Annotated in this window: 26 protein-coding genes and 1 tRNA gene; 18 read left to right on the top strand and 9 right to left on the bottom strand. The window is 68.2% G+C overall.

All coding sequences use genetic code 11. The features are described 5' to 3' along the window. The first annotated feature begins 63 nt into the window (after nucleotides 1-63). The 6 genes from ACIRGA_RS02900 (at nucleotide 64) to ACIRGA_RS02875 (ending at nucleotide 6,462) form a co-directional block, all read left to right on the top strand. Nucleotides 64-1,002, top strand: coding sequence for a GNAT family N-acetyltransferase (locus ACIRGA_RS02900; RefSeq protein WP_400936013.1), 939 nt, complete (start codon nucleotides 64-66; stop codon nucleotides 1,000-1,002). A gap of 19 nt (nucleotides 1,003-1,021) precedes the next feature. Next, on the top strand, nucleotides 1,022-1,870 hold the full coding sequence (locus ACIRGA_RS02895) for an SAM-dependent methyltransferase (RefSeq protein ID WP_400936012.1): 849 nt from the start codon (nucleotides 1,022-1,024) through the stop codon (nucleotides 1,868-1,870). A gap of 166 nt (nucleotides 1,871-2,036) precedes the next feature. Beyond that, nucleotides 2,037-4,439 carry an endopeptidase La gene (lon, locus tag ACIRGA_RS02890; protein ID WP_400936010.1) on the top strand — a complete coding sequence of 801 codons (2,403 nt, stop codon included), beginning with the start codon at nucleotides 2,037-2,039 and terminating at the stop codon, nucleotides 4,437-4,439. 165 nt (nucleotides 4,440-4,604) lie between these two features. Next, a complete protein-coding gene (locus ACIRGA_RS02885; RefSeq protein WP_400936008.1) occupies nucleotides 4,605-4,805 on the top strand; it encodes a hypothetical protein in 201 nt (66 codons plus the stop codon). Next, a complete protein-coding gene (locus tag ACIRGA_RS02880; protein WP_400936007.1) occupies nucleotides 4,802-5,305 on the top strand; it encodes a helix-turn-helix domain-containing protein in 504 nt (167 codons plus the stop codon). Before ACIRGA_RS02885 ends, ACIRGA_RS02880 begins: the two co-directional genes overlap by 4 nt. After that, on the top strand, nucleotides 5,302-6,462 hold the full coding sequence (locus ACIRGA_RS02875; RefSeq protein ID WP_400936005.1) for an alkaline phosphatase PhoX: 1,161 nt from the start codon (nucleotides 5,302-5,304) through the stop codon (nucleotides 6,460-6,462). The genes ACIRGA_RS02880 and ACIRGA_RS02875 overlap by 4 nt, the downstream gene beginning before the upstream one ends. A 41-nt stretch (nucleotides 6,463-6,503) precedes the next feature. Here the strand turns inward: ACIRGA_RS02875 and ACIRGA_RS02870 are convergent, their stop codons facing one another. Next, nucleotides 6,504-7,154 carry a DedA family protein gene (locus tag ACIRGA_RS02870; RefSeq protein ID WP_400936003.1) on the bottom strand — a complete coding sequence of 217 codons (651 nt, stop codon included), beginning with the start codon at nucleotides 7,152-7,154 and terminating at the stop codon, nucleotides 6,504-6,506. Between the two features lie 134 nt (nucleotides 7,155-7,288). Between ACIRGA_RS02870 and ACIRGA_RS02865 the strand changes: the two genes are divergently transcribed. From ACIRGA_RS02865 to ACIRGA_RS02850, 4 genes are read left to right on the top strand one after another with little or no spacing between them, the layout of a single operon-like run. Continuing rightward, the gene (locus tag ACIRGA_RS02865; protein WP_400936001.1) at nucleotides 7,289-8,440 is read left to right on the top strand and encodes a sensor histidine kinase; all 1,152 of its coding nucleotides are present in this window, start codon (nucleotides 7,289-7,291) and stop codon (nucleotides 8,438-8,440) included. Continuing rightward, nucleotides 8,431-9,075 (top strand): response regulator, encoded by a 645-nt coding sequence (locus tag ACIRGA_RS02860; protein WP_400935999.1) that lies wholly within the window; start codon nucleotides 8,431-8,433, stop codon nucleotides 9,073-9,075. The genes ACIRGA_RS02865 and ACIRGA_RS02860 overlap by 10 nt, the downstream gene beginning before the upstream one ends. Before the next feature lie 42 nt (nucleotides 9,076-9,117). Then, a complete protein-coding gene (locus ACIRGA_RS02855) occupies nucleotides 9,118-9,408 on the top strand; it encodes an ArsR/SmtB family transcription factor (protein ID WP_400935997.1) in 291 nt (96 codons plus the stop codon). Continuing rightward, nucleotides 9,405-9,794 (top strand): VOC family protein, encoded by a 390-nt coding sequence (locus ACIRGA_RS02850; RefSeq protein WP_400935996.1) that lies wholly within the window; start codon nucleotides 9,405-9,407, stop codon nucleotides 9,792-9,794. The genes ACIRGA_RS02855 and ACIRGA_RS02850 overlap by 4 nt, the downstream gene beginning before the upstream one ends. Nucleotides 9,795-9,872: 78 nt before the next feature. Here ACIRGA_RS02850 and ACIRGA_RS02845 read toward each other — a convergent pair whose 3' ends face one another. Beyond that, nucleotides 9,873-10,253 (bottom strand): VOC family protein, encoded by a 381-nt coding sequence (locus ACIRGA_RS02845; protein ID WP_400935994.1) that lies wholly within the window; start codon nucleotides 10,251-10,253, stop codon nucleotides 9,873-9,875. Nucleotides 10,254-10,300: 47 nt separating this feature from the next. Then, on the bottom strand, nucleotides 10,301-10,444 hold the full coding sequence (locus ACIRGA_RS02840) for a hypothetical protein (protein WP_400935992.1): 144 nt from the start codon (nucleotides 10,442-10,444) through the stop codon (nucleotides 10,301-10,303). A gap of 96 nt (nucleotides 10,445-10,540) precedes the next feature. Here ACIRGA_RS02840 and ACIRGA_RS02835 point away from each other — a divergent pair, with 96 nt between their 5' ends. From ACIRGA_RS02835 to ACIRGA_RS02815, 5 genes are all read left to right on the top strand, one after another. Continuing rightward, nucleotides 10,541-11,179 (top strand): TetR/AcrR family transcriptional regulator, encoded by a 639-nt coding sequence (locus tag ACIRGA_RS02835; RefSeq protein ID WP_400935991.1) that lies wholly within the window; start codon nucleotides 10,541-10,543, stop codon nucleotides 11,177-11,179. A 40-nt stretch (nucleotides 11,180-11,219) separates the two neighbouring features. Further along, nucleotides 11,220-12,434: a DUF4241 domain-containing protein gene (locus tag ACIRGA_RS02830; protein ID WP_400935989.1), complete on the top strand. Its 1,215-nt coding sequence runs from the start codon at nucleotides 11,220-11,222 to the stop codon at nucleotides 12,432-12,434. A 105-nt stretch (nucleotides 12,435-12,539) separates the two neighbouring features. Continuing rightward, nucleotides 12,540-13,109: a dihydrofolate reductase family protein gene (locus tag ACIRGA_RS02825; protein WP_400935988.1), complete on the top strand. Its 570-nt coding sequence runs from the start codon at nucleotides 12,540-12,542 to the stop codon at nucleotides 13,107-13,109. A 99-nt stretch (nucleotides 13,110-13,208) separates the two neighbouring features. Then, nucleotides 13,209-13,580 (top strand): hypothetical protein, encoded by a 372-nt coding sequence (locus tag ACIRGA_RS02820; RefSeq protein ID WP_400935986.1) that lies wholly within the window; start codon nucleotides 13,209-13,211, stop codon nucleotides 13,578-13,580. 60 nt (nucleotides 13,581-13,640) lie between these two features. Then, nucleotides 13,641-14,399: a class I SAM-dependent DNA methyltransferase gene (locus ACIRGA_RS02815; protein WP_400935984.1), complete on the top strand. Its 759-nt coding sequence runs from the start codon at nucleotides 13,641-13,643 to the stop codon at nucleotides 14,397-14,399. Here ACIRGA_RS02815 and ACIRGA_RS02810 read toward each other — a convergent pair. The 3 genes from ACIRGA_RS02810 to ACIRGA_RS02800 all read right to left on the bottom strand — a co-directional run bounded on the left by ACIRGA_RS02810 (nucleotide 14,365) and on the right by ACIRGA_RS02800 (nucleotide 16,482). Continuing rightward, a complete protein-coding gene (locus ACIRGA_RS02810) occupies nucleotides 14,365-15,738 on the bottom strand; it encodes an MFS transporter (protein WP_400935982.1) in 1,374 nt (457 codons plus the stop codon). The two genes, ACIRGA_RS02815 and ACIRGA_RS02810, sit on opposite strands and share 35 nt — an antisense overlap. Further along, nucleotides 15,735-16,307, bottom strand: coding sequence for a TetR/AcrR family transcriptional regulator (locus tag ACIRGA_RS02805; RefSeq protein WP_400935980.1), 573 nt, complete (start codon nucleotides 16,305-16,307; stop codon nucleotides 15,735-15,737). The genes ACIRGA_RS02810 and ACIRGA_RS02805 overlap by 4 nt, the downstream gene beginning before the upstream one ends. Before the next feature lie 93 nt (nucleotides 16,308-16,400). Then, nucleotides 16,401-16,482 (bottom strand) — tRNA-Tyr (locus ACIRGA_RS02800). 119 nt (nucleotides 16,483-16,601) lie between these two features. Here ACIRGA_RS02800 and ACIRGA_RS02795 point away from each other — a divergent pair. After that, the gene (locus ACIRGA_RS02795; RefSeq protein ID WP_007030975.1) at nucleotides 16,602-17,093 is read left to right on the top strand and encodes a YajQ family cyclic di-GMP-binding protein; all 492 of its coding nucleotides are present in this window, start codon (nucleotides 16,602-16,604) and stop codon (nucleotides 17,091-17,093) included. Nucleotides 17,094-17,142: 49 nt separating this feature from the next. On the opposite strand, the gene ACIRGA_RS02790 is transcribed toward ACIRGA_RS02795, so the two are convergent. Further along, nucleotides 17,143-17,820 carry a hypothetical protein gene (locus ACIRGA_RS02790; protein ID WP_400935978.1) on the bottom strand — a complete coding sequence of 226 codons (678 nt, stop codon included), beginning with the start codon at nucleotides 17,818-17,820 and terminating at the stop codon, nucleotides 17,143-17,145. Nucleotides 17,821-18,004: 184 nt separating this feature from the next. Here ACIRGA_RS02790 and ACIRGA_RS02785 point away from each other — a divergent pair, with 184 nt between their 5' ends. Beyond that, nucleotides 18,005-19,153, top strand: coding sequence for a sialidase family protein (locus tag ACIRGA_RS02785; RefSeq protein ID WP_400935976.1), 1,149 nt, complete (start codon nucleotides 18,005-18,007; stop codon nucleotides 19,151-19,153). A gap of 54 nt (nucleotides 19,154-19,207) precedes the next feature. Next, the gene (gene rfbA, locus ACIRGA_RS02780; RefSeq protein WP_400935974.1) at nucleotides 19,208-20,089 is read left to right on the top strand and encodes a glucose-1-phosphate thymidylyltransferase RfbA; all 882 of its coding nucleotides are present in this window, start codon (nucleotides 19,208-19,210) and stop codon (nucleotides 20,087-20,089) included. On the opposite strand, the gene ACIRGA_RS02775 is transcribed toward rfbA, so the two are convergent. Next, entirely contained in the window at nucleotides 20,079-21,395 is a 1,317-nt protein-coding gene (locus tag ACIRGA_RS02775) for an NtaA/DmoA family FMN-dependent monooxygenase (protein WP_400935973.1), read from the bottom strand. The two genes, rfbA and ACIRGA_RS02775, sit on opposite strands and share 11 nt — an antisense overlap. 3 nt (nucleotides 21,396-21,398) lie before the next feature. Next, nucleotides 21,399-22,472 (bottom strand): LLM class flavin-dependent oxidoreductase, encoded by a 1,074-nt coding sequence (locus ACIRGA_RS02770; RefSeq protein ID WP_400935972.1) that lies wholly within the window; start codon nucleotides 22,470-22,472, stop codon nucleotides 21,399-21,401. Nucleotides 22,473-22,675: the final 203 nt, after the last annotated feature.

Genomic DNA, 22,675 nt, shown 5'->3' with positions numbered 1-22,675 from the left:
CCACGCTCCGGCCAATCTCGTGAAGTTCCCGGCGGACCCGTGAGTAGGGTCTTGAATAGGCCTATGAATAGCCACGCCATCGCCGCCGGGCATGCCGAGCGGCTGGCCACCGTGGACGCCCTGCTCCCTGAAATGCCTGCACTGGAGCCTGCCGAGGACTCCGTGTCACTCTCCGCGACGGCAGGCGACTCGGCCGCCGCCGGATTGTCGGTACGGACCGAGGCGGGTCCCGATTCTGTTGACTCTCCGTGGCGGGCGCTCGTCGAACATCGCCTCGAAGCCCGCCTCACCGGACCCCACCCGGAAGCCGCCCTCGACGCATTACTCACCCGATGGGATGAACATCTGAAGACCGTGGCCCCACCTGGGGATGTCGAGACGGCGGCGACCGTGGTGCGGCCCAGCCGGGACTCCCCCGGCTCGACCGAATTGCTCCGTCGCGGCTTCGCGCCGGTGCTGGTGATCGCCGTCCGCCCGGCCGACCGGCTCGCCGCGACCGGACCGCCCGCCACTCCCGGCGTGCACATCCGGCCTGCCGAAGCGGATGATCTCGAAACCGCCGTCGGACTCGAACTCGAATTGCAGCGTTATGACGCGCAGTTCGGTTCTGTCACTTTGCGCGAGGGCGCCGAGGAAACGATCACAAAGGACCTGTCGAAACAGTTGGGCCGGGAAAATCCGACGTTGTGGATCGCCGAGCTGTACGGACGTCCGCTGGGCATGGTGCGGGTGCAGTTCCCCGGCGAGACGGCGTGGATCCGCGGGCGGGTCGCGGCCGAGAAGGTCGGCTATCTGTCGTCGCTGGCGGTGGCGGAACAGGCGCGTTCGAGCGGCGTCGGGACGGCGCTCGCCGCGCACGCGCACCAGGTCTTCGACGAATGCGGCACCGAAGTCGTGCTGCTGCACCACGCGCTGGCCAACCCGCGCTCGACGCCGTTCTGGTACGCGCAGGGCTATCGGCCGCTCTGGACGTACTGGCAGCGGCGGCCCGCGGTGCCTTGATCCGGATAGGCTCGTTTTCGTGAAGAGGGACGATGACGCGGCCCCGGTGGCGCCGACCGGGGTCGACACCGAAAAGCCGTCCGCGGCGAGGATCTACGACTGGTTCCTCGGCGGGACCCACAACTGGGCGGTCGACCGCGAGTTCGCCCGCGCGCTGGAAAAGCAGTGGCGCTGGGTCAAACCGGGCGCGCGGCACAACCGCGAGTTCATGAACCGCGTCGTGCGCGCGGCGCTGAACGCCGGGATCCGGCAGTTCATCGATCTGGGCTCCGGTGTCCCGACCGCCGGGAACGTGCACGAGATCGTCCAGGAGGAACTGGAGCCCGGCGACGCGGCGAAGGTCGTGTACGTCGACTACGAGCCGGTGGCGGTGGCGCACGCGGAGCTGATCCTCGAACGACACGAGGCGACCGATTGGGCCGGGATCGTCCATGCGGACATGCGGCGGCCGAAGGACGTCCTGCGGCATCCGGAGACGCTGCGGCTGATCGATTTCGACCGGCCGGTGTGCCTGATGATGATGGCCGTCCTGCATTTCGCCGGGCCGCACGACGATCCGCCCGCGCTGGTCGCGACGTACCGGAACGCGCTCGCGCCGGGCAGTTGGCTGGGGCTGTCGCATATGAGCTTCGGCGGCCAGACGGGCAAGGAAGCCGACGGGCTCCACTGGATGGTCGAGCAGTACCGGAAGACGAGCAATCCGGTGTGGATGCGGGACCGCGAAGAGATCGAGCCGCTCTTCGGGGACTGGCCGCTGCTGGAACCCGGCGTCGTCCACCTGCCCGACTGGCGGCCCGTGCGTGAGCTGCGACGGGACGAGGAAGGCGCCCGGCCGTTCGCCTGGTGTGGCGTCTCGGTCCACCCCTGACATCCGACCTCTCGCCTGGACGCGTCGCGTTTAGCGGGCTAAACGCGACGCGTTGGGCGCAGAGGTCGGAGGGGCTGGTGATCGCTGACGGCGAACGCGGAAAGGAAACAAACGGGTCGATCGGAGAGTTGAGCTAGGCAGACTCAACTAACCGAGGAGTGCACAGATGACCGACAACCGCCTCCTGCCCGTCCTCCCGCTCGATGACGACGTCGTGCTGCCGGGCATGATCGTCCCGCTCGACCTCGCCGACACGGAGACGCGCGCCGCGGTGGAGTCCGCCCAGGCCAACACGCCTGCCCAGGCTTCCTTCCCGGGGATCCGGTCCAGCGCCGCCACCAAGGCCGAAGTGCTGATCGTCCCCCGCGTCCACGGCGAGTACGCCGAACTCGGCACCATCGCGACCGTCGAGCGCATCGGGCGCGTGCCCGGTGGCAAGACGGCGGTGTTGCTGCGTGGCACCCGCCGCGCCGTCGTCGGCCGTATCGCCGACGGTCCCGGCGCCGCCCGCTGGGTCCACGCCGAGGTCGCGACCGAGACCACCGACGACAACTCCGCGAAGCTCGCCTCCGAGTACAAGAGCGTCGTCCTCGCGATCCTCCAGCAGCGTGGCGGCTGGCAGATGATCGACGCGGTCCAGGAGGTCGAGGATCCGTCCGCGCTCGCCGACCTCGCGGGCAACTCGTCGTATCTGAACACCGAGCAGAAGCTCGAACTGCTCACCGCGCTCGCTGTTTCGGCACGGCTCGAAAAGGCCCTCGAATGGAGCCGCGAGCAGCTGGCCGAACTCGAGGTCACCGACACCATCCGCAAGGACGTCCAGGAGGGCATGGAGAAGCAGCAGAAGGAGTTCCTGCTGCGCCGCCAGCTCGAAGCGATCCGCAAGGAGCTGGGCGAACTCGACGGCACGGCCAACGACGACGACTACCGCGCCCGCGTCGAGGCCGCCGAGCTGCCGGACGCGGTCAAGAAGGCCGCACTGTCCGAAGTGGACAAACTGGAGCGCACCTCCGACCAGTCCCCCGAGGGCGGCTGGATCCGCACGTGGCTGGACACCGTCCTCGAACTGCCGTGGAACGAGCGCACCACCGACGTCCACGACATCGCCGCCGCGCGCGACATCCTCGACGCCGACCACGCCGGTCTCGACGACGTGAAGGAACGCATCATCGAGTACCTGGCCGTGCGCAAACGTCGCGCGGAGTCGGGGCTCGGCCCGGTCGGCGGACGCCGTTCGGGCGCCGTGCTCGCGCTCGCCGGCCCTCCCGGGGTCGGCAAGACGTCGCTCGGCGAGTCCGTGGCGAAGGCGATGGGCCGCAAGTTCGTCCGCGTCGCGCTCGGCGGCATCCGTGACGAGGCCGAGATCCGCGGTCACCGCCGCACCTACGTCGGCGCGCTGCCCGGCCGGATCGTCCGCGCCATCAAGGAAGCTGGCTCGATGAACCCGGTCGTGCTGCTCGACGAGATCGACAAGGTCGGCGCCGACTACCGCGGCGACCCGACGGCCGCACTGCTGGAGGTGCTGGACCCGGAGCAGAACCACACGTTCCGCGACCACTATCTCGAGGTCGAGCTGGACCTGTCCGACGTCGTGTTCCTGGCGACGGCGAACGCGCTCGAGACGATCCCCGGCCCGCTGCTGGACCGGATGGAGCTGGTCACCCTCGACGGCTACACCGAGCACGAGAAGGTCACCATCGCCCGCGACCACCTGCTCCCCCGCGAGCTGGAGCGCGCCGGTCTCGGCAAGGACGACGTCACGCTGACCGACGGCGCGTTCAGCCGCATCGCCGCCGAATACACGCGGGAGGCCGGGGTGCGCAACGCGAACCGGACCATCGCGAAGGTGCTGCGGAAGGTGGCGACGAAGGTCGCGCTGGACGAAGTCGAGCTGCCGTTGACCATCGACGCCGACGGGCTGGAGACCTACCTCGGCCGCCCGCGGCACCTGCCGGAGTCCTCGCTGCCCGCGTCGACACAGCGCACGTCGACCCCGGGTGTGGCGACCGGGCTGGCGGTGACCGGCGCCGGCGGTGACGTCCTCTACATCGAGGCGTCGCTGGCGGATCCGGAATCCGGGTCGACCGGGCTGCAGCTGACCGGTCAGCTGGGCGAAGTGATGAAGGAATCGGTGCAGATCGCGTTGTCGTACCTGCGCTCGCACGGCGCCGAACTGGAACTCCCGGTCGGTGATCTGAAGGACCGCGGCATCCACGTGCACGTTCCCGCGGGCGCGGTGCCCAAGGACGGGCCGAGTGCCGGTATCACGATGACGACCGCGCTGGCGTCCCTGCTTTCGGGCCGGGTCGTGAAGTCGGACGTCGCGATGACCGGTGAGGTGTCGCTGACCGGACGGGTGCTGCCGATCGGCGGGGTCAAGCAGAAGCTGCTGGCCGCGCACCGGGCGGGGATGAAGACGGTGATCATCCCTCAGCGCAACGAACCCGATCTGGACGACGTCCCGGCCGAAGTGCTGGCACAGCTGGACGTCCACGCCGTGGCCAACGTCCGCGACGTGCTGGACATCGCGCTGGCCCCGGCGACGGCTCCGGTCGCCCAAGCGGCGTAACGGCGCGAGGCCGACAGCCCCGGATCCCGCAAGGGTCCGGGGCTGTCGGCTTTCGAGATCCGGACGAACCCGGACATTGCTTCGCCTTAAACTCCCTATCACGTTTTGATAACGTGTATTGCGTGCCACCCAGCCGGGGTGCGTGATCCTTGGGAGGGCAAGGTCATGAGTCAAGGAATTCTTTCCCCGTTGCGGCCGAGGCGCAGGTGCGTTTCGGCCGGTCAGATCGTCTGTCTGAGCATTCTCACCGGATTCACCGCGGCGCTGACCTTCGCCGGCACCAGTGCCTCGATCGCCGCGGGGATCGCCATCGCCTTGTTCGGCACCGTTCTCCGCCACCCCGTGCCCGCCAGGGCACCCCGATGAACACCGAACCGGAGTACATGGCGCGGCTGCGCGAACTCCGCGACCGAAGCGGCCTCAGCATCCGCGCGCTGGCCACCGCGACCGGTTGGTCACGCAGCACCTTGGCCGACATGTTGGCCCGGAACACCTTGCCCGGCAACGAAAACCAGATGAGAGTCCTGTTGCGCACCCTCCTCCGCGCGGTCCCGGACGAACCCGGGATCGACGAGTATCTCGCCGAGTGGCGTCACCTGATCGGACGTCGTCACCACCGCAATGGCGGATGCGCGCCGCTCGACCGGATACTCGTCGCCCTGGAAATCGCCGCGCAACGCGGCGGCGTCGAAGCACCGGGCCTTCGCAAAGCGAAGGAAATAGTGCTGAGCGAAGGTTCCCTACGAAAGTTCTCTCCGCGCGGTGAATACGCCGCGAATTCACCTGGAAGTCCCGTTCCGCCCGTACTCTCCGACCCGCTCCATCCCGCACCACCACAACAGCGGATGTCTCGGAGGCACGAGTGAAGCGACGGAATTTCCTGCGCGCGGCCGTGGTCGGCGCCGGTGTCACGGCGTTCGGAAACAGGCTCTCGGGGGCGGCTCTCGCCGCGCCCGCCCAGAACGGACCCAGCCCGTACGGCGCGCTCCAGGCGGCCGACGCGAACGGGATCCAGCTGCCGGCGGGATTCACCAGCCGCGTCATCGCGAGGTCCGGCCAGAAGGTCGCGAGCACCGGGTACACCTGGCACAGCGCCCCGGACGGCGGCGCGGTGTTCGCCGACGGCAGCGGCTGGATCTACGTGTCGAATTCGGAGATCAACCCGGGCGGCGGCGCGAGCGCGGTCAAATTCGACGCGAGCGGGAACATCACCGGCGCCCACCGCGTGCTGGCGAACACGCGCCAGAACTGCGCGGGCGGCAAGACTCCTTGGAACACCTGGCTTTCCTGTGAGGAGATCGACCTCGGATTCGTCTACGAGTGTCAGCCGAACGGTCCCGCCTCGGCCGCCGTCCAGCGGCCCGCGATGGGGAAGTTCAAGCACGAGGCCGCGGCGGCCGACCCGGTGCGCAAGGTCGTCTACCTGACCGAGGACACCACGGACGGCTGTTTCTACCGCTTCGTCCCGACGACCTGGGGCGACCTCTCCGCCGGGACGCTTCAGGTGCTGAAGGCGGGCACGGCGACTTCGGGCAGCTTCACCTGGGCGAACGTGCCCGACCCCGACGGCTCCCCCACCGCCACCCGCAACCAGGTGTCCGGAGCCAAGCGGTTCAACGGCGGCGAAGGGTTGCACTACGCCAACGACACCGCGTGGTTCACCACCAAGGGCGACAACCGTGTCTGGCAGCTCAACCTGACGAACAGCACCTACGAACTGGCCTACGACGACTCGCTGGTCAGCCCCGGCTCGGCGCCGCTGACCGGCGTCGACAACGTCACCGGGACCTCGTCGGGTGACCTGTACGTCGCCGAAGACGGCGGCAACATGGAGATCTGCATCATCACGCCCAACGACATCGTGGCGCCCTTCCTGCGGATCAACGGCCAGAGCTCGTCGGAGATCTGCGGCCCCGCGTTCACCCCCGCCGGGAACCGGCTGTACTTCTCTTCGCAACGCGGCACCTCCGGTTCGTCCTCCGGCGGGATCACCTACGAGGTGACCGGCCCCTTCCGTTCCTGAGTCCCTCGTGCGGGACGCCCGGCCGGGCGTCCCGCACCGGCTCAGGCATTCGTGCGGTTCTTCTCGCGGAGACGGCTCACCACGAACAGGGTCAGTGCGACCGCGACGGCGGCGATCACGAAGTACTGGAAGAACCCGGCGTACTCCTCGACCAGATGCCAGCTCTCCCCGAGGGCATAGCCCGCCAGCACGAACACCGTGTTCCAGATCAGGCTGCCCAGCGTGGTCAAGGCCAGGAACCGCCAGAACGGCATGCGTTCGATTCCGGCGGGCAAGGAGATGAGGCTGCGGAAGATCGGCACCATCCTGCCGAAGAACACCGCCTTGGTGCCGTGTTTCTGGAACCAGGCCTCGGTCTTGTCGAAATCGGAGGCCTTGACCAACGGGATCATCGCCATCCAGCGGCGTGTGCGGTCTCGGCCCAGCAGCTGGCCGAGGTAGTACACGATGATCGCGCCCGCGACCGAGCCGAACGTCGTCCACACCAGTGCCTCCACCAGGGTGAACGTGCCCTGGCTGGCGGAGAACCCGGCGAGTGGGAGCACCAGTTCGCTGGGGATCGGCGGGAACAGGTTGTCCAGGCCCACGATGATCGCGGCCCCCGGACCGCCCAGCGCGTCCATCAGCGACACCGCCCAGCCGGCGAGTCCCCCCATCGGTTCACTGGCGGTTTGGGCGAGGAGGAGGTTCATGGCGGCCTTTCGTGGTCGTCTCGGATATCAACGAACGTACGAATCGACCGGGTTCCGCACCCTGCGGTTAAGCGGCACAGATCACTGAGGAAAACCGCAATACCGATCTCCGGCTACCCCGCTAACCTGGCGTGATGCCTGTTCCGGCAGCGATGCGCCGCTATCTGCGCAAGGTGCTCCGTGGCACGCTGGGCCTGGCGATCGGCGCCACGACAGCGGTCGCGGAGTTCTTCTACGTGCTCTTCGGCGGCATCGCGCTCGCGGTCCCCGCGTTCCGGCGGACCGTGTTCTCCGGCGCCCGCACACTGTCCGAAATGGAGCGACAGCGGCTGGAGAAGTACTTCGGCGCCGAGAACGCGACGGACTACACCGCGCGCCGCGCGATGGCCTACCTGGTCCCGCGTTGCGCCATCGGGCTGCTCACCGCCGGGATCTTCGGCATGATCCTGCTGGGCGCCGGATCCGGCGTGATCATCGGATTTCAGCTCCTCGACGGCAGGTCGCCCGGCGGTGAGGCACCGGCCGACTGGTACGACCCGGTCACCACCGCGCTCTTCGGCGCGCTGCTCGTTTTCCTTTCCCTGCAAGGGCTCATCGGGGCAGCGACGCTGGACCACAAGCTGGCGATGCGCTTTTTCGGCCCCAGCAAGAAGGAACAGCTGCGCCGCCGGGTCTCCGAACTCGCGACCAGCCGGGCGGAGGTGGTCGAGGCGGTCAACGGTGAGCGCCGCCGGATCGAACGGGACCTGCACGACGGCGTCCAGCAGCGGCTCGTCGCGCTGGGGATGCTGCTCGGCCGGGCGCGCCGCGCCGGTGATCCGGATCATGCGTCGGAGCTGCTCCGGCAGGCGCACGAGGAATCGCAGCGCGCCCTCGAAGACCTCCGCGAGGTCTCGTGGCGGGTGTATCCGATCGCACTGGACTCGGACGGGCTGCACCCCGCGCTGGAGGCGCTCGCGGAACGCTCCGGAGTCCCGGTCCACCTGCGGGTCGACCTGCCGGAACGGCCACCGGCGGCCATCGAGACGGTCGTCTACTTCGTCGCTTCCGAGGCGGTCACCAATACGATCAAGCACGCCGCGGCGACGCGGATCGACATCGAGGCCGAACGGGACGGGGACAGCGTGCGGGTGCGGATCACCGATGACGGCACGGGCGGGGCGCGGGAGTCGGGCGGCGGGCTTTCCGGCCTCGCGATGCGCGTCGCGGCGGCGGACGGGCGGTTCAGCGTGGACAGTCCGCCCGGCGGTCCGACAGTGGTGACCGCGGTGTTGCCGTGCGAGTGATCCTCGCCGAGGACTCGACCCTGCTGCGCGAGGGACTGGTCCGGCTGCTGGTCGAAGAGGGGCACGAGGTCGTGGCGTCGGTCGGCGACGGCGCCGCGCTCCTTTCGACGACGGCCGCCTACCGGCCGGACGTGATCGTCACCGACGTCCGCATGCCGCCGACCCACACCGACGAGGGCCTTCGCGCGGCGCTCGAGATCCGGAAACGCTGGCCGGAGATCGGGGTCCTGGTGCTCTCGCAGTACGTCGAGAAGCGCTACGCCGCCGAACTGATCACCGGCGACGGCGAGCGCGTCGGCTATCTGCTGAAGGACAGGGTCGCCCAGGTGGGCGAATTCCTGGACGCGCTCGACCGGGTCGCCGCGGGCGGGGCGGCGTTCGATCCCGAGGTGGTGCGGCGGTTGCTCGCGCGGACCACGCACACCGATCCACTCGCGAAGCTGACCGTCCGCGAACGTGAAGTACTGGAGAAAATGGCGCAGGGCCACACGAACGCGGGGATCGCCGAATCGCTGTTCGTATCGCTGAGCGCCGTCGAGAAGCACGTGAACGCCCTGTTCGACAAGCTCGGACTGGCCAGCACCGCCGGCTACAGCCGTCGCGTCCTCGCCATCCTGCGCTATCTCGGGTCCTGACCCGAGTTGACAGGCAAGTGACGACTTGCCTATAACTGGGTCGTGGACGGCGACCTGTTCAAGGCGATCGGCGACGCGACGCGACGCACCATCCTGGACGAGCTGACCGAAAAGGACGGTCAGACCCTGTTCGAGATCTGCGGCAGGCTGACCATGAAGCATGGCCTGACCTCTTCGCGGCAGGCCGTCTCGCAGCATCTCGCGATGCTCGAACAGGCGGGCCTGGTGCACACCCGGCGGCAGGGCCGCTACAAGTTCCACCACCTCGACACCGGCCCGCTGCGGTCGATCGTCGAGCGGTGGCCCATCGACCGAGAGGAACCGAATCCGTGATCCGGATCAACATCACCAGCGTCTTCGTCGACGACCAGGCCAAGGCCCTCGACTTCTACACCGAAAAACTGGGGTTCATCAAGAAACACGACGTGCCCACCGGCGACGCCCGTTGGCTCACCGTGGTCTCCTCCGCCGACCCCGACGGCGTCGAGCTACTACTGGAACCGGACGGGCACCCCGCGGCGAAGCCGTTCAAAAAGGCGCTGGCGAGCGACGGCATCCCGTTCACCCAGTTCGCCGTCGACGACGTGTACGCCGAGGTCGAGCGGCTCAAAGGGCTCGGCGTCGAGTTCACTCAGGACGCCGTCGACATGGGGCCCGTGGTCACCGCCGTCTTCGACGACACCTGCGGCAACCTCATCCAGCTCGCCACGATGAAGTAGGTCCTGCCACGAAAAGCGGCGCTCGGTCCACTGTGGACCAAGCGCCGCTTCGTTTTCACCGCGAGATGGTGCGTTTCCTTACTGCTGCACCCACTCCACGAGTTCCACGGGCACGCCGTTCGGGTCGGTGACCATGAAGAGGCGTTCTCCCCACGGCTCCTCCCTCAGCGGCAACGTGATCTCGACACCTTCGCCGCGCAGACGCTTCTCCTCGGCTTCGAGGTTCTCGACCGTGAAGGCCACGATCACGCCGGACGCGCGCTGCTGCCGCAGGTTCTCCGGCAAGACCTCGATCCCCGCCTGAAGCAGGACGATGGTCACCTTCGCGGTTTCGTGCCCGAGGGAGACGAAACCCTCCGCGGCCATCTGCTCGGTGAAGCCGAAGTGCTCGGTGAAGAAACGGCTGGAGGCGGCGACGTCGTCGACGGTCAACGAGATGGTGGAGGCAAGGACGTTCATGGGCTATCCCCTTCGGTCGGCGATGAGTTTTCGGATGAGCTGATCGGTCAGTACGACCGGCGGCGCGGGACGCCGATCGAGCGGCGCACCGGCATCGAGCGGCCGGGGAACGGCTGCTGATGGCGGTGGTCACCCCGGCGGACCTGGGCGCGGTTGGTGCCTTCGTTGCCTTGGGGGATTCGAGCGGTCAAGGAGCCTCTTCTCTCGTGGTCGGTAGTACGGACGTAAGTTTACATCCGACCTACTGGAAGTCAAGGATATTTTTACGACGGTGGTAAACTTCGCTCATGACCAGCGCGGATGTGGGCCTTCGGGAGCTCAAGAAGCAGGAGACACGGCAGTTGATCTCCGACCAGGCGACGCTCCTCTTCATCGAGAAGGGCTTCGAGGAGACGACGATCGCCGAGATCGCCGCGGCGGCGAGAGTCGCGAAGAAGACCGTCACCAACTACTTCGCGCGCAAAGAGGACTTGGCGCTCGACCAGCACGAGGAGTTCACGAACGGCCTGGCGAACGCCGTCCGCGACCGGAAGCCGGGTGAGTCGGCGCTGGCCGCGCTACGGCGCACCTTCCTGGACGCGGTGGCGGAGCATTCGCCCGTGATCGGCTTCACCGGGCCGGTCTTCGCGAAAATGGTGCTGGAGAGCCCGACCCTGACCGCGCGGCTGCGAGAGCTGCACGAACTGCGCGAAGCGGCACTCGCCGAACTGCTCGCGACCGAGACCGGAGCCGACGCGGACGACGTCACCCCGGTCATGGCGGCCGCGGAACTCAACGCGATCGACCGCGTCCTGTTTCGCGAGGTCCTCCGGCGTTCCCATGCCGGTGAGAGCAACGACGAGATCGCCGAAGCGCTGACGAAGGCGACACAGCGGGCTTTCGAGCTACTGGAGCCGGCCTTCGGCGACTACGCGATCCGCGAATGACCCCTGGGTTTTGTCGGGGGCAGCCGCTAGGTTTCGCTCCATGTCTGAGGGGACCTCGCTCGACGTCGTCTACTGCGAAGGCTGGGATCCGGCCGCCCGCGCGCTGATCGGAAGGTTCTCCCCCGACGTCGCGCGGGAACGCGACGCCGCCGGCGAGCAGTACGCGGTTGCGCTGGTGCACCCCGGCACCGAAATGCCGATGGTGCTGCTCGAAGTCGCTTGGAAGCACCGCTTCGCCCGCTCCGCGCACTTCGACGAGCGGAGCAGGCGCCGCGGCTTGTTCGAGTTCCGCGTGCTCGAAGACGGCGCGCTGTTCTTGGTGCGGGTCGAACAGTGGACCTACCAATTCGACGACCAGGAGGAATTCGACGAGCAGAACGCCGGCCGCGCCGAGCTGTCCTTCGGCCCCGACGGTGAGGGCTGGGCGCACAGGGCTCCGCGTGGCTACGGCGGAGGTTCCAGCAGCGGCCGGGTGCGAAAGCCGGTGTCCGAGCTGACGATGCCGAAGCCGGTCTTCGGCGACTGGAAACCTTTCACGAATTCGAAGCAGCTGACCCTCCGCACACCGGACACGCCGGTCACCGATCCACCGCTTCCGGTCGAAGAACGCCCTTGGCGGCCCTCCGTTCCCTTGCGGCCCTTCGGTATCGACGAGATGTTCACGGCGGGCACGCGTTTTTCCCTGAGCGGCGGCCATGGTGTCGTCGAGATCGAGCTTCGGGACGCCGGGAAGCTCCGCATGCCCAGCGGCAGGCTCGTCGCGGCGGACCCGGCCTTCCTGGATTCGGACGCCGCGCATTTCACGGTCACCGTCCCTCCCGGCGAGTACCGGGTAGCGGTCGCCGTGATCCGGTTCGTCGAGGAACCGGCCCACGAACGGGTCGTGGCCGCCAAACTCGTCGTCGCCGATGTCCCCGTCGCCACCTGGGAAGCGGCGCTCTGGCCTGGGCAGAACGCGCTTTTCCTCGGTGACGGGGAGTTCTACGGCTACGGCGTGGACAGCGGCACAGGCTGCTTCACCGACGCCGACGCCCTCCCCGAGGAGATGGACGACGACCTCCTGGAGAAGTTCGAGGAGGTGGACCCGCACATCGACGTCACACCGGACGGAGCCGACGGCAACATCATCGCGTTCACCACCGGCTGGGGCGACGGCAGCTATCCGACCTGGATCGGCCGGGCGGCCGACGGCACGCCGGTCTGCTTCGTCACCGACATGCTGATCCTGAACCGTGCCAGGATTCTCGCGGCCTGAGCAACCGTTGGCTCGTTTGGCGACCCTGTCGGAGGACGGCGAACAGCCCGACGCCGCCGATCTCGTGATCCATTCTTGTCGGTGGCCGGCGGTACCGTCGGATCCATGCGGGAGCTGATCGTCACCGAGAACTGCACGATCGACGGCGTGATCGAACTGGCGGGCGACTGGTTCAGTCCGGGCGACACCGATCCGGAGGTGGACCAGTCGGACGTCCTGGCCACGCTCGAGGAACAACGTGAAAACGCCGACGCGTTCCTGCTCGGGCGCGTCACCTTCGAAGACATGCGCGGGTACTGGCCGAAGCAAACCGAAGACACGACAGGGATTTCGGCTTACCTCAACACAGTGAACAAGTACGTCGTCTCGAGCACCGTCACGGAGCCGGAATGGAAGAACACGGCGGTCCTCTCCGGTGAGCTGCGGTCGGAGATCGAGAAGCTGAAGGCCGCCGAAGGCAAGGACATCGTGACGACCGGCAGCATCTCGCTGGTGCGGGCGCTCATCGCCGAGGGCCTCGTCGACGAGTACCGGTTGTTCGTCTACCCCGTCGTGGTCGGCGAAGGCCGCCGGCTGTTCGAGGGCGCCACCGGCGTTCCGAAGCTTCGGCTGGTGGAGGAGCGGGCGTTCGCTTCGGGAATCGTGCTGCTGCGCTACCGGGCCGTGGCGAACTGACGCTTCACCGGGTCGTGCGGCGGGAATTCCCTGCTCACCCGCCCGCTCGGTAGGGTCGTACTCCGATTCGGCGGCGGGAGAACGACGGAGGTGGCGCGCATGGTCGACGCGTCGAAGTTCACGGCCGAGGTGTTCCGCCGCGCGGCGGAACGGCCGGAGGTCCCGCCGCGGCTGGCACGGGCGGCGACCTGCGTCCGGGACGGCAAGTTCAGCTGGGAGGAGGTCGCCACCGGGAACTGCGAGCACCCGCTCGCGCAGGCGCTGTTCGCGCCGAGGGCCCAGGAGAAGCTGTGGCCGCTGCTGGCCGAGGTCGCCGCGGAGCTCGAGTCGGAGCCCCCGCCGCCGGAGCCCCGGCGGGCGCGAAGGGCGCCTGCGACGGACGACGACTTCAGTGAGTACACCTATCTCGAAGACCTGGCCGAACCGAACACGCGTCCCTCATGGCCGCAAAGGCGGGATCGCGGCCGGTGAGCGCCCGGCCGGGAAAAACGGGATGAGAAGCGCACGGTCCCGCGCGTAGCGTCGGCGACCGTGATCGGTGAGACGGACACAGGAGACGACCCTTCGGACGGCTGGTTCCCCGAGAGCGTGGCCGCGACCTATGACGAGCCGGGTGGAGAGAACGCACCCGAAGCGGTGACACCCGCGGTGGACGTCCTCGAAGACCTGGCCGACGGCCCGGTGCTCGAGTTCGCCGTCGGGACCGGGCGGATCGCGATCCCGCTGGCCGCCCGCGGTGTGCCGGTGCGCGGCATCGAACTGAGCCGGGCGATGGCGGACCGGATCGCGGGCAAACCGGGCGGCGACGCGGTCGTCGTCACGATCGGCGACATGACGAAAACGCGGGTCGACGGCGAATTCTCGTTGGTGTATCTGGTTTTCAACACGATCGGCAACGTGACCACCCAGGACGGGCAGGTCGACGTCTTCCGTAACGCCGCAGCGCACTTGCGGCCGGGCGGGCTGTTCATCGTCGAGGTGGGCCTGCCGGAGCTGCGCCGTCTGCCGCCGGGGCAGGACATCGTGCCGTTCGCGATGGCGCCCGGTTATGTCGGATTCGACCAGTACGACGTGGTCACGCAGGAGTTCACGTCGAACCACGTCACCGTGTCACCCGATGGACAGGGACGGTTCCGCCGCATCCCCTTCCGATATGTCTGGCCCGCCGAACTGGACCTCATGGCACGCATCGCCGGGATGCGCCTGAAGTACCGCTGGGCGGACTGGGACCGCTCGGAGTTCACCGCCGAGAGCACTAAACACGTGTCGGTCTGGGAGCGCGGTTCGTGACGATGATGGCCGCGCTGACGGCGAGCAGGGGCAGCGCCCACAGTGCCGTCGTGAGGTAGCCGCCCCGGGCGGGGAGCAACGCACCGTCCGGGGTGGCGGCGGCGAGCAGGAGCCCGGCGAGCGCGCTGCCCACGGCCATCCCGACACTGCGGGCGATCTGGTTGATCGAGAGCACACTGGCCGTTTCCTCTTGCGGCACAACGGCCAGCACGAGTTTGGGCATCACCGCGAAGACACCTCCGACAGCGAAGCCGAGCAGCGCGATCGCGACGAGGACGAGAAGGAACGACTGGTCGCCGACGGCGAACAACAGCGCACTGGCCACGGCGATCACCACCGAGAACGCGTACATCCACCGTTCGGTGAGCCGCGCGACGAGTCCAGGAATCGCTTTTCCCGCAACGAATCCGAGCAGTGAGAACGGGATCAGCGCCGCACCCGCGGCAACGCCGGGCAGAGCGAAGCCGTAGTGGGCGCCGGCGGGAGTCTGCACGTAGCGGGTGAACAAGCTGAACAGCAGGTACAAACCCGCGCCAGCCACGAGAATCGCCAGGTTCGCGCGGAGGAGGGGGCCTTGGCCGAGCAACCGAAGGTTCACCAGCGGCGCCGTCGTGCGCAGTTCGACGAACACCCACCCGGCCAGGACCGCGGCGGAACCGGCGAGAAGGCCACCCGCCGTCCACGCGGTCGCCCAAAGCGAAGGTTCGGCGATGACCAGCAGGACCCCGAACGTGCCGAGGGCGAGGAGCAACGCGCCGGGGACGTCGATCCTGGGCAGCTCGCCGGGCACTTCGGCAGGCAGGAACCGCCAGGCGATGACCAGCGCGACGGCGGACAGGAGGAACCCGAACCCGTACGCGGCGCGTAGTCCCGCGAGCTGGTCGAGAAGGCTGACCACCGGGTAACCGACCCCGATACCGACGGTCGACGCGACCGAAAGCGCGGCGATCGTCGATGTCGAGCGCTCAGGCGGCAGGTGTGCGCGGGCGACGCTCATCAGCAGGGCCCCGGCCGCGACTCCGAGCCCTTGCAAGCCGCGTCCGATCAGCAACGCCACGTACGGCAGCGGGAGCACCGTCAGCAACCCGCCCGTCATGACCAGGGCCAGGGTGACCAGGATCGTGGCGCGGCGGTACGGGCCGCTGCCGAGCCTGCCCAGCACCGGGCCCGCGATCGCGCCGCTGAACAGCGTCACCGTCAAGGTCCACTGCGCGGCGTCCAGCGAGACGTGCATGCCCGTGGCGACCGGCGTGATCAGGGGCGCCCCGACGCTGCCGATCACCGCGCCCGCCAACGCCGTGCACACCAGCGCGGCGCTCAACCGTCCGTCGGCACTCATCGGTTCGTTTCAGTGGTGATGTGTGTGAACAGACCCGGCCGGATCCGGGTGCGGACGCCCTCGGCCCACGCGGCGCCGACCTGCTCGACGTCCATCGCGGCGCCGGTGTTCAGCAACATCCCGAAGGCGAGGAACGCCTTCACGGTCACCGGGTCGAGACCGGTGCCGTCCTCGGCCGTGTCCCACATCCGCGCGAAACACGACCGCACCACGTCCCGCACTTCCGGGTCTCCACACGCGGCGAAGCCCTGAAGCTGCAACAACAATCCGGTCCGATCGGCCAGCAGGTCGAAGTACTGCGCGCCCATCGCCGAGAGCGCGTCCAGGCCGGTCTTCCCGTCGCCCGCGTCCCGCATCCCGTCGCTGAGCCGCTCGAAAGCGGCCTGGACCAGCTCCAGGAACAGGGCCTTCTTCGTCCTGAACATCCGGAAGACGTACGCCTGCGTGATCCCCGCCGTCTTCGCGATCGCTTCCGTCGACGCCCCGTGCAGCCCATGTTCCGCGAACTCCTTCGCGGCGATGGCCAGCACCTGGGCACGTCGTTCGGGTCCGCTCATCCGTCCAGCCATACCGCTAAGTTACTGGTTACTAACCACTAACCAAAGGTGAGCCGCACAACAAACGAAGCGGCCCCGTGACTGGGTCACGGGGCCGCTTCGGTGTGGCGAGTGAGGGATTCGAACCCCCGAAGGCTGTGCCGTCTGATTTACAGTCAGATCCCTTTGGCCGCTCGGGCAACTCGCCGTGGCCGGGTGTCCCCGGCCGAGACGAAAGAATACCCAATGCCGTGGCGGGCCGGTCAACCGGGTTCCGCAGGGCTAGGGTGGAAGCTCCTGACAAGCGAGTACGAGGTGTGAGAACACGTGGCGGATCCCTCTTTCGACGTGGTGAGCAAGGTCGATCGCCAGGAGGTGGACAACGCCCTGAACCAGGCCAGCAAGGAACTCGGTACGCGGTTCGACTTCCGGGGTACCGGGACCAAGATCGACTGGTCCGGTGAAGAGGCGATCGCGATCGAGTCCGAGACCGAGGAGCGGGCGCTGGCGGCGGTCGAGGTGTTCAAGGAGAAGCTGATCAAGCGCGGCATCTCCCTGAAGGCCTTCGAGGCGGACGAGCCGGCGTTGTCCGGCAAGATCTACAAGATCGGCGGCAAGATCCTGCAGGGGATCGCGTCGGACAAGGCGAAGCAGATCGCCAAGTTCATCCGCGACGAAGGCCCCAAGGGCGTCCAGGCGCAGATCCAGGGCGACCAGCTGCGGGTGTCCGGCAAGAAGAAGGACCAGCTGCAGGACGTGATCGCCTTGCTGAAGGGCAAGGATTTCGAGATCGCGCTGCAGTTCACGAACTACCGCTGAGCACGGCGACGACGAGGCCACCTTCGACCGAAGGTGGCCTTCGTCATGTCTACGACGCGGTGACCGTCCAGGTCCCGTCGCCTTCCACCGACACGAAGGCCGGGCCGGACACGGGCACGCTGCCCTGGTAGTCGCCGAGCTGGTTCACGGGGAGCTCCGAGTAGTCGCCGCTGTGCACCCACACCGCGGTGCGACCGCTTTTCTTGGTGGTGATGGCGACCGACGTGACGCCGTCGGGCGCGGCGAAGACCGCTTCGCTCTTGCCGGACAGGGGTTTGCCCGGCAAGAGCACGGGCAAGCCGCTTTCGTCGGTGATCGTCAGCGTCCAGGCGGCGTTGGCCTTGATGGTGAACGTCTTCGCCTGACGGCCGGGCATGTCGTTGATCCACTGCGTGCCCTTGTACGGGCCGATGTCGTTGACGATCAGCTCGTTCTCGGTGTTGACCGCGACGTGCCCGGAACACTTCGGGCAGTCGAAGGTCACGAAACCGAGGCGCGACGGCCAGGCCATGGGGACCGACGCGTTCCCCTTCCCCGAGTGCTTTTCCTCCGGCTGCGGGCCGGGCTTCGGGCTAGTGGTCGGCGTGGGGCTCGACAACGACGGCGGGCGCAGCCCTTCCGGGGCGGCCGCCTGTGGGACGACGCGACCCAGTGTCGTCGGCGAGCAGGCCAACAGGCCCGCGGTCAGCAGCACGGCACCCGAGGCCGCGCACAAGCGCCTGATCACGTGTTTCCCCCTAGTCGGACCCGTCATCGGATCTTCGCCGGTCGATAGCCCAGCGTTACCGAATCACTCGGGCGAGCGATTCAGGCCACTCGGACGTGGGTTTCCGGCGCGACGCCTTCACAGGAGCCCGAAAGGGACAAAAGTCCGTGTTGTAATCCGGCGATCGCGTTCGAGGAAGGTCACGATGAAACGCCGTTTCAGCTCCGCACTCGCCTTCGCATTGTCACTCACGGTGATCGCGTCCCTGTTCACGTCCGCGCAGGCCGCGGAGCGCCAACAGCTCGTGCCCGGCTACGGCTCGTACCCGCGGCTGATCCGCCTGGAGCATTCCCAGATCGGCCGTGGCCGCATCCTGGCGTCGCTGACCAGCGAAGACGCCGACGGCAAGTTCACCCCGATCATGGAGAGCACCGACGAGGGCCAGACCTTCCACAAGGTCGGCGAGGTCCGCGACCGCGACGGTCGCCGCGGGATGTGCTGCGGAACGCTGTACGAACTGCCGCAGCGGGTCGGCAGGCTTCGCGCGGGCACCGTGCTGTGGGCCGCGAGCTACCGGCAGGACGCCGGTCCGCAACGGCGGATCGGCATCAGGATCTGGTACAGCCGCGACGCCGGCCGCTCATGGTCCTTCCTGTCCGAGGCCGCACGCTCGCACAATCACGACGGCATCTGGGAGCCGGAGTTCGTCGTCGACGCGGGCGGCACGCTGTGGCTGCACTACGCCGACGAGACCGAGGCGCCGCAGTTCGCGCAGGTGATGAACCGGGTCGCCTCCACCGACGGGGTGAACTGGGGCACCAAGCAGCGCACGATGGCCATCCCGCCGCATCGGGTGCGGCCGGGGATGCCGATCATCCGCCGCCTCCCCGACGGCCGGTACTACCTGGCCTACGAGATCTGCAACTACCGCGACCGCTACTGCGACCCGTACTTCAAGATCTCCTCCGACGGCGCCAACTGGGGCGATCCCCTCGATCCCGGCACCCGTGTCACCACCGCCAGCGGCAACTACTTCCAGCACGCGCAGACGATCACGCTGTTCCCCGGCGGACCGAACGGGGTGCGGCTGGTGATGGTCGGGCAGATCTACACCGACGCCGCCGGGGTCCCGCAGGCCAAGAACGGCCAGGTCCTGCTGGCCAACGACAACTTCGGCGCCGGGAACTGGTACGAGCTGCCCGCGCCGGTGCACATCACCGGCATCCACAACAACTTCTGCCCCAACTACAGCTCGACGCTGCTGCCCGTCGACGGCGGCAAGAACGTGTTGCAGATCTCGACCGAGTACAACCTCGGCTGCAAGGCGTATTTCGCGAAGGGTCCGGCGTTCTGAACCACCCGGTAGTGTGAGGTTCCGAGCGATCGGATACCGAAGCGGGGGCATCGCATGAAGGGCATCGTGCTGGCGGGGGGCAGTGGGACGCGTCTGCATCCCATCACCCAGGCGATATCGAAACAGCTGCTACCGGTCTACGACAAGCCGATGATCTACTACCCGATCTCGGTGCTGATGTTCGCCGGGATCCGCGAGATCCTGATCATCTCGACCCCGGTCGACCTGCCGCATTTCCGGCGGCTGCTCGGCGACGGCAGCCAGTTCGGGCTCAGCTTCAGCTACGCCGAACAGGCCGCCCCGAACGGGCTGGCCGAGGCGTTCGTCATCGGTGCGGACTTCGTCGGCGAAGACGACGTCGCGCTCGTGCTCGGCGACAACATCTTCTACGGCCAAGGTTTCTCCAGCAGGCTGCAGGCCGCGGCGACCGCGCTCGACGGCTGCGTGCTGTTCGGTTACCCGGTCAAGGACCCGCAGCGGTACGGCGTCGGCGAGATCGACGCCGACGGGAAGCTCCTCTCCATCGAGGAGAAACCCGAGAAGCCGAAGTCGAACAAGGCCATCACCGGCCTGTACTTCTACGACAACCAGGTGATCGAGATCGCCCGTGACCTCAAGCCCTCCCCGCGCGGCGAGCTGGAGATCACGGACGTCAACCTCACCTACCTTCGGCAGGACCGCGCGACGCTGATCGACCTCGGCCGCGGGTTCGCCTGGCTCGACACCGGCACGCACGACTCGCTCCTGGAAGCGGGCCAGTTCGTGCAGGTCCTCGAACACCGGACCGGCGTCCGGATCGCCTGCCTCGAAGAAGTCGCGCTGCGCATGGGCTTCATCGACGCCGACCAGTGCTACGCGCTCGGCGCGAAGCTGGCGAAGTCCGGCTACGGCGAATATCTGATGAACGTCGCGCGTACCCAGGGTGCTACCGGCTGAACAAGTGCTCCCGCAGGGTGTCTCCGGTGTAGTCGGTCCGGAAGACGCCCCGTTCCTGCAGATGCGGGACGACGCCGTCGACGAACGCGTCCAGCCCACCAGGGGTCAGATGCGGAACCAGCACGAAACCGTCGGCGACGTCGCTCTGGACGTATTCGTCGATCGACTCCGCGACCTGCCGGGCGGTGCCGACGAACTGCTGTCGCGCGGTCACCTCGATGACCAGCTCGCGGATGGAGAGCTTCTTCTCCTCCGCGATCGCCCGCCATTTCGCGGCCACGGCCAGCGGGTCCTTCTCGTGGCGGACCCGGCCCCAGGTCAGCGGTTCGGCATCGGGATCCGGGTCGATCTCGGGGAGCGGGCCGTCGGCGTCGTAGGCGGAAAGGTCGCGGCTCCAGACCTGTTCGAGGAACTGGATCGCGGTCGCCGGGCGCACCTGCTGGTAGCGGATCTCGCGGGCGTACTCATGCGCGTCCTCCTCGGTGTCGCCGAGGACGAAGGTCGCCGCGGGCATGATGAGCAGTTCGCCGGGCTCGCGGCCGTAGGCGGGCAGCCGCCGCTTGACGTCGGCGAAGAACTCTTTGCCGCTTTCCAGTGAACCGTGGCGGCTGAAGATGACGTCGGCGGTCTTGGCGGCGAACTCCCTGCCCTCGTCGGAATCGCCGGCCTGGATGACGATCGGCTGCCCCTGCGGGGTCCTCGGGACGGTGAACTCGCCGCGGATGTCGAACTGCGGTCCACTGTGGACGAAGCGGTCGATGCCCCGGGCGAAGACGCCGTTCTCCTTGTCCCCCACCAGCGCGTCGGGCGCCCAGCTGTCCCAGAGTTCCCGCACGGTGGCGAGGAACTCCTCGGCGCGACGGTAGCGGTCCTCGCGTTTCAGGAAGCCGCCGCGACGGAAGTTCTGCCCGGTCCACGCGTCCGGTGAGGTGACGACGTTCCACGCGGCGCGGCCGCCGGAAAGGTGGTCGATGCTCGCCACCTGCCGCGCGACCTCGTACGGCTCGTTGAAGGTCGACGACAGCGTGCCCGCGAGGCCGAGCCGGGTGGTGACCGCGGAGAGCGCGGCCAGCACGGTGGTGGTGTTCGGCCGCCCGACGACGTCGGAGTCGAGGATCTTGCCCGCGTGTTCACGCAGGCGCAGGCCCTCGGCGAGGAACAGGAAGTCGAACTTGCCCCGCTCGGCCGTGCGCGCGAGATGCTCGAAGGACGAAAAGTCGATTTGGCTACCCGAACGCGGGTCGCTCCACACGGTCGTGTTGTTGACGCCGGGGAAATGCGCGGCGAGTTTGACCTGCTTGGGCATCTGTCACGCCTCCGCGTACTGGTTGGCGGCGACCCCGAGGCCGAGATGGTCGCGCAGGGTGGTGCCGGGGTAGGCCCGCCGGAACACGCCCGCGGCCTGAAGCGCGGGCACGGTCTCGGCGGTGAAGAGCGCCAGGTCGTCAGGCAGGACCGCGGGGCGGATGTGGAAGCCGTCGAGGCCGCTCGACTCCGCGATGCGGGGCAGCTCGGCGGCGAGGTCGGCGGGCGTTCCGGTGAAGGTGAGCCCTCCGGTCGCGAAGGGTGCGTAGGCGTCGAGCGCGCGACGGCGGTCGAGGGCCGCCTGCTCGGTCTCGGCGAGCACGATCGACAGACCGGCGAGGAGTTTGGCGTCCGGGAAACGCTCGCGGGCGCCGCGGACTTCGTCGACCAGGACGACGTCGGCGCCGTGCGCGTACGGCGAGTCGCCGTACACCGCGACGACGGGGTGGCCCTGCGGCGGGCGCGGCGTGATCGAAGGTCCCTTGATGCTGAAGAAGCGGCCTTCGAAGTCGACGTAATGCAGTTTCTCGCGGTCGATGAAGCGGCCGGTCGGCTCGTCGCGGATGATCGCGCCGTCCTCCCAGCTGTCCCAGAGGCGGGCGATGACGTCGACGACCTCGGCGTTCTCCGCTTCGGCGTCCACCTCGGACGGCAGGGTGCGCCTGCCGAAATGCGCGACCTCGGCCTCGGTGCGCGAAGGCACCGCGAGGACGCCTGCGCGGCCGCGGCTCGCGAAGTCGAGCGAAGCGACGGCCGTCGAGATGTGGAACGGCTCGGTGTGGGTGGTGGTGACCGTGGGGACGAGGCCGATTCCGCTGGTCACGGGGGCTATCGCGGCGAAGGTCAGCAACGCGTCGAGCCGGCCTCGGACGACCTCCTCGCCTCCGGGCTGGAGCGCGAGTGTGTCGTCGAGGGTGACGAAGTCGAGCGAAGCCGCTTCGGCGAGCTTCGCGTGGGCGAGGTAGTGGGCGGCGGTGAACAAGGCGGACGGGCGGACGCCGGAGACCCGCCAGGCGGCCGGATGCTGCCCGGCCCCGTCGAGCGCGACCCCGAGGTGCAACTGCTGTGCGGAACCCATGCCCGGGGAACTCGCGCGCCCACCCCTCGATTCCCGCTCTCACGAGGTGGGACGCCGGGGCCGACCTGCGTTTAGCCCCCTAATCGCGATCCGGAGGGCGACCTGCGTTTCGCGGGCTAATCGCGATCCGGACGGCGCGTCGCCTTTAGCGGGCTAAACGCGATCCGGACGCGTCGCCTTTCGCGGGCTAAACGCGAAACGGC

Origin of the sequence: Amycolatopsis sp. NPDC102389 (assembly GCF_044765885.1) — a bacterium.
Lineage (GTDB): Bacteria > Actinomycetota > Actinomycetes > Mycobacteriales > Pseudonocardiaceae > Amycolatopsis.
The sequence above is the reverse complement of the archived record's forward strand: the minus strand, read 5'-3'. Positions and strand labels throughout refer to the sequence as shown.

Bases quoted from the DNA above. Each gene is read 5' to 3' on its own strand.
- ACIRGA_RS02870 (WP_400936003.1), bottom strand. From the start codon at position 7,154: ATGAACCTCCTCCTCGCCCAAACCGCCAGTGAACCGATGGGGGGACTC.
- ACIRGA_RS02885 (WP_400936008.1), top strand. From the start codon at position 4,605: ATGAGTCAAGGAATTCTTTCCCCGTTGCGGCCGAGGCGCAGGTGCGTT.
- ACIRGA_RS02785 (WP_400935976.1), top strand. From the start codon at position 18,005: ATGAAACGCCGTTTCAGCTCCGCACTCGCCTTCGCATTGTCACTCACG.
- ACIRGA_RS02880 (WP_400936007.1), top strand. From the start codon at position 4,802: ATGAACACCGAACCGGAGTACATGGCGCGGCTGCGCGAACTCCGCGAC.
- ACIRGA_RS02835 (WP_400935991.1), top strand. From the start codon at position 10,541: ATGACCAGCGCGGATGTGGGCCTTCGGGAGCTCAAGAAGCAGGAGACA.
- ACIRGA_RS02865 (WP_400936001.1), top strand. From the start codon at position 7,289: ATGCCTGTTCCGGCAGCGATGCGCCGCTATCTGCGCAAGGTGCTCCGT.
- rfbA (WP_400935974.1), top strand. From the start codon at position 19,208: ATGAAGGGCATCGTGCTGGCGGGGGGCAGTGGGACGCGTCTGCATCCC.
- ACIRGA_RS02900 (WP_400936013.1), top strand. From the start codon at position 64: ATGAATAGCCACGCCATCGCCGCCGGGCATGCCGAGCGGCTGGCCACC.
- ACIRGA_RS02775 (WP_400935973.1), bottom strand. From the start codon at position 21,395: ATGCCCAAGCAGGTCAAACTCGCCGCGCATTTCCCCGGCGTCAACAAC.
- ACIRGA_RS02810 (WP_400935982.1), bottom strand. From the start codon at position 15,738: ATGAGTGCCGACGGACGGTTGAGCGCCGCGCTGGTGTGCACGGCGTTG.
- ACIRGA_RS02820 (WP_400935986.1), top strand. From the start codon at position 13,209: ATGGTCGACGCGTCGAAGTTCACGGCCGAGGTGTTCCGCCGCGCGGCG.
- ACIRGA_RS02845 (WP_400935994.1), bottom strand. From the start codon at position 10,253: ATGAACGTCCTTGCCTCCACCATCTCGTTGACCGTCGACGACGTCGCC.
- ACIRGA_RS02805 (WP_400935980.1), bottom strand. From the start codon at position 16,307: ATGGCTGGACGGATGAGCGGACCCGAACGACGTGCCCAGGTGCTGGCC.
- ACIRGA_RS02770 (WP_400935972.1), bottom strand. From the start codon at position 22,472: ATGGGTTCCGCACAGCAGTTGCACCTCGGGGTCGCGCTCGACGGGGCC.
- ACIRGA_RS02825 (WP_400935988.1), top strand. From the start codon at position 12,540: ATGCGGGAGCTGATCGTCACCGAGAACTGCACGATCGACGGCGTGATC.
- ACIRGA_RS02830 (WP_400935989.1), top strand. From the start codon at position 11,220: ATGTCTGAGGGGACCTCGCTCGACGTCGTCTACTGCGAAGGCTGGGAT.
- lon (WP_400936010.1), top strand. From the start codon at position 2,037: ATGACCGACAACCGCCTCCTGCCCGTCCTCCCGCTCGATGACGACGTC.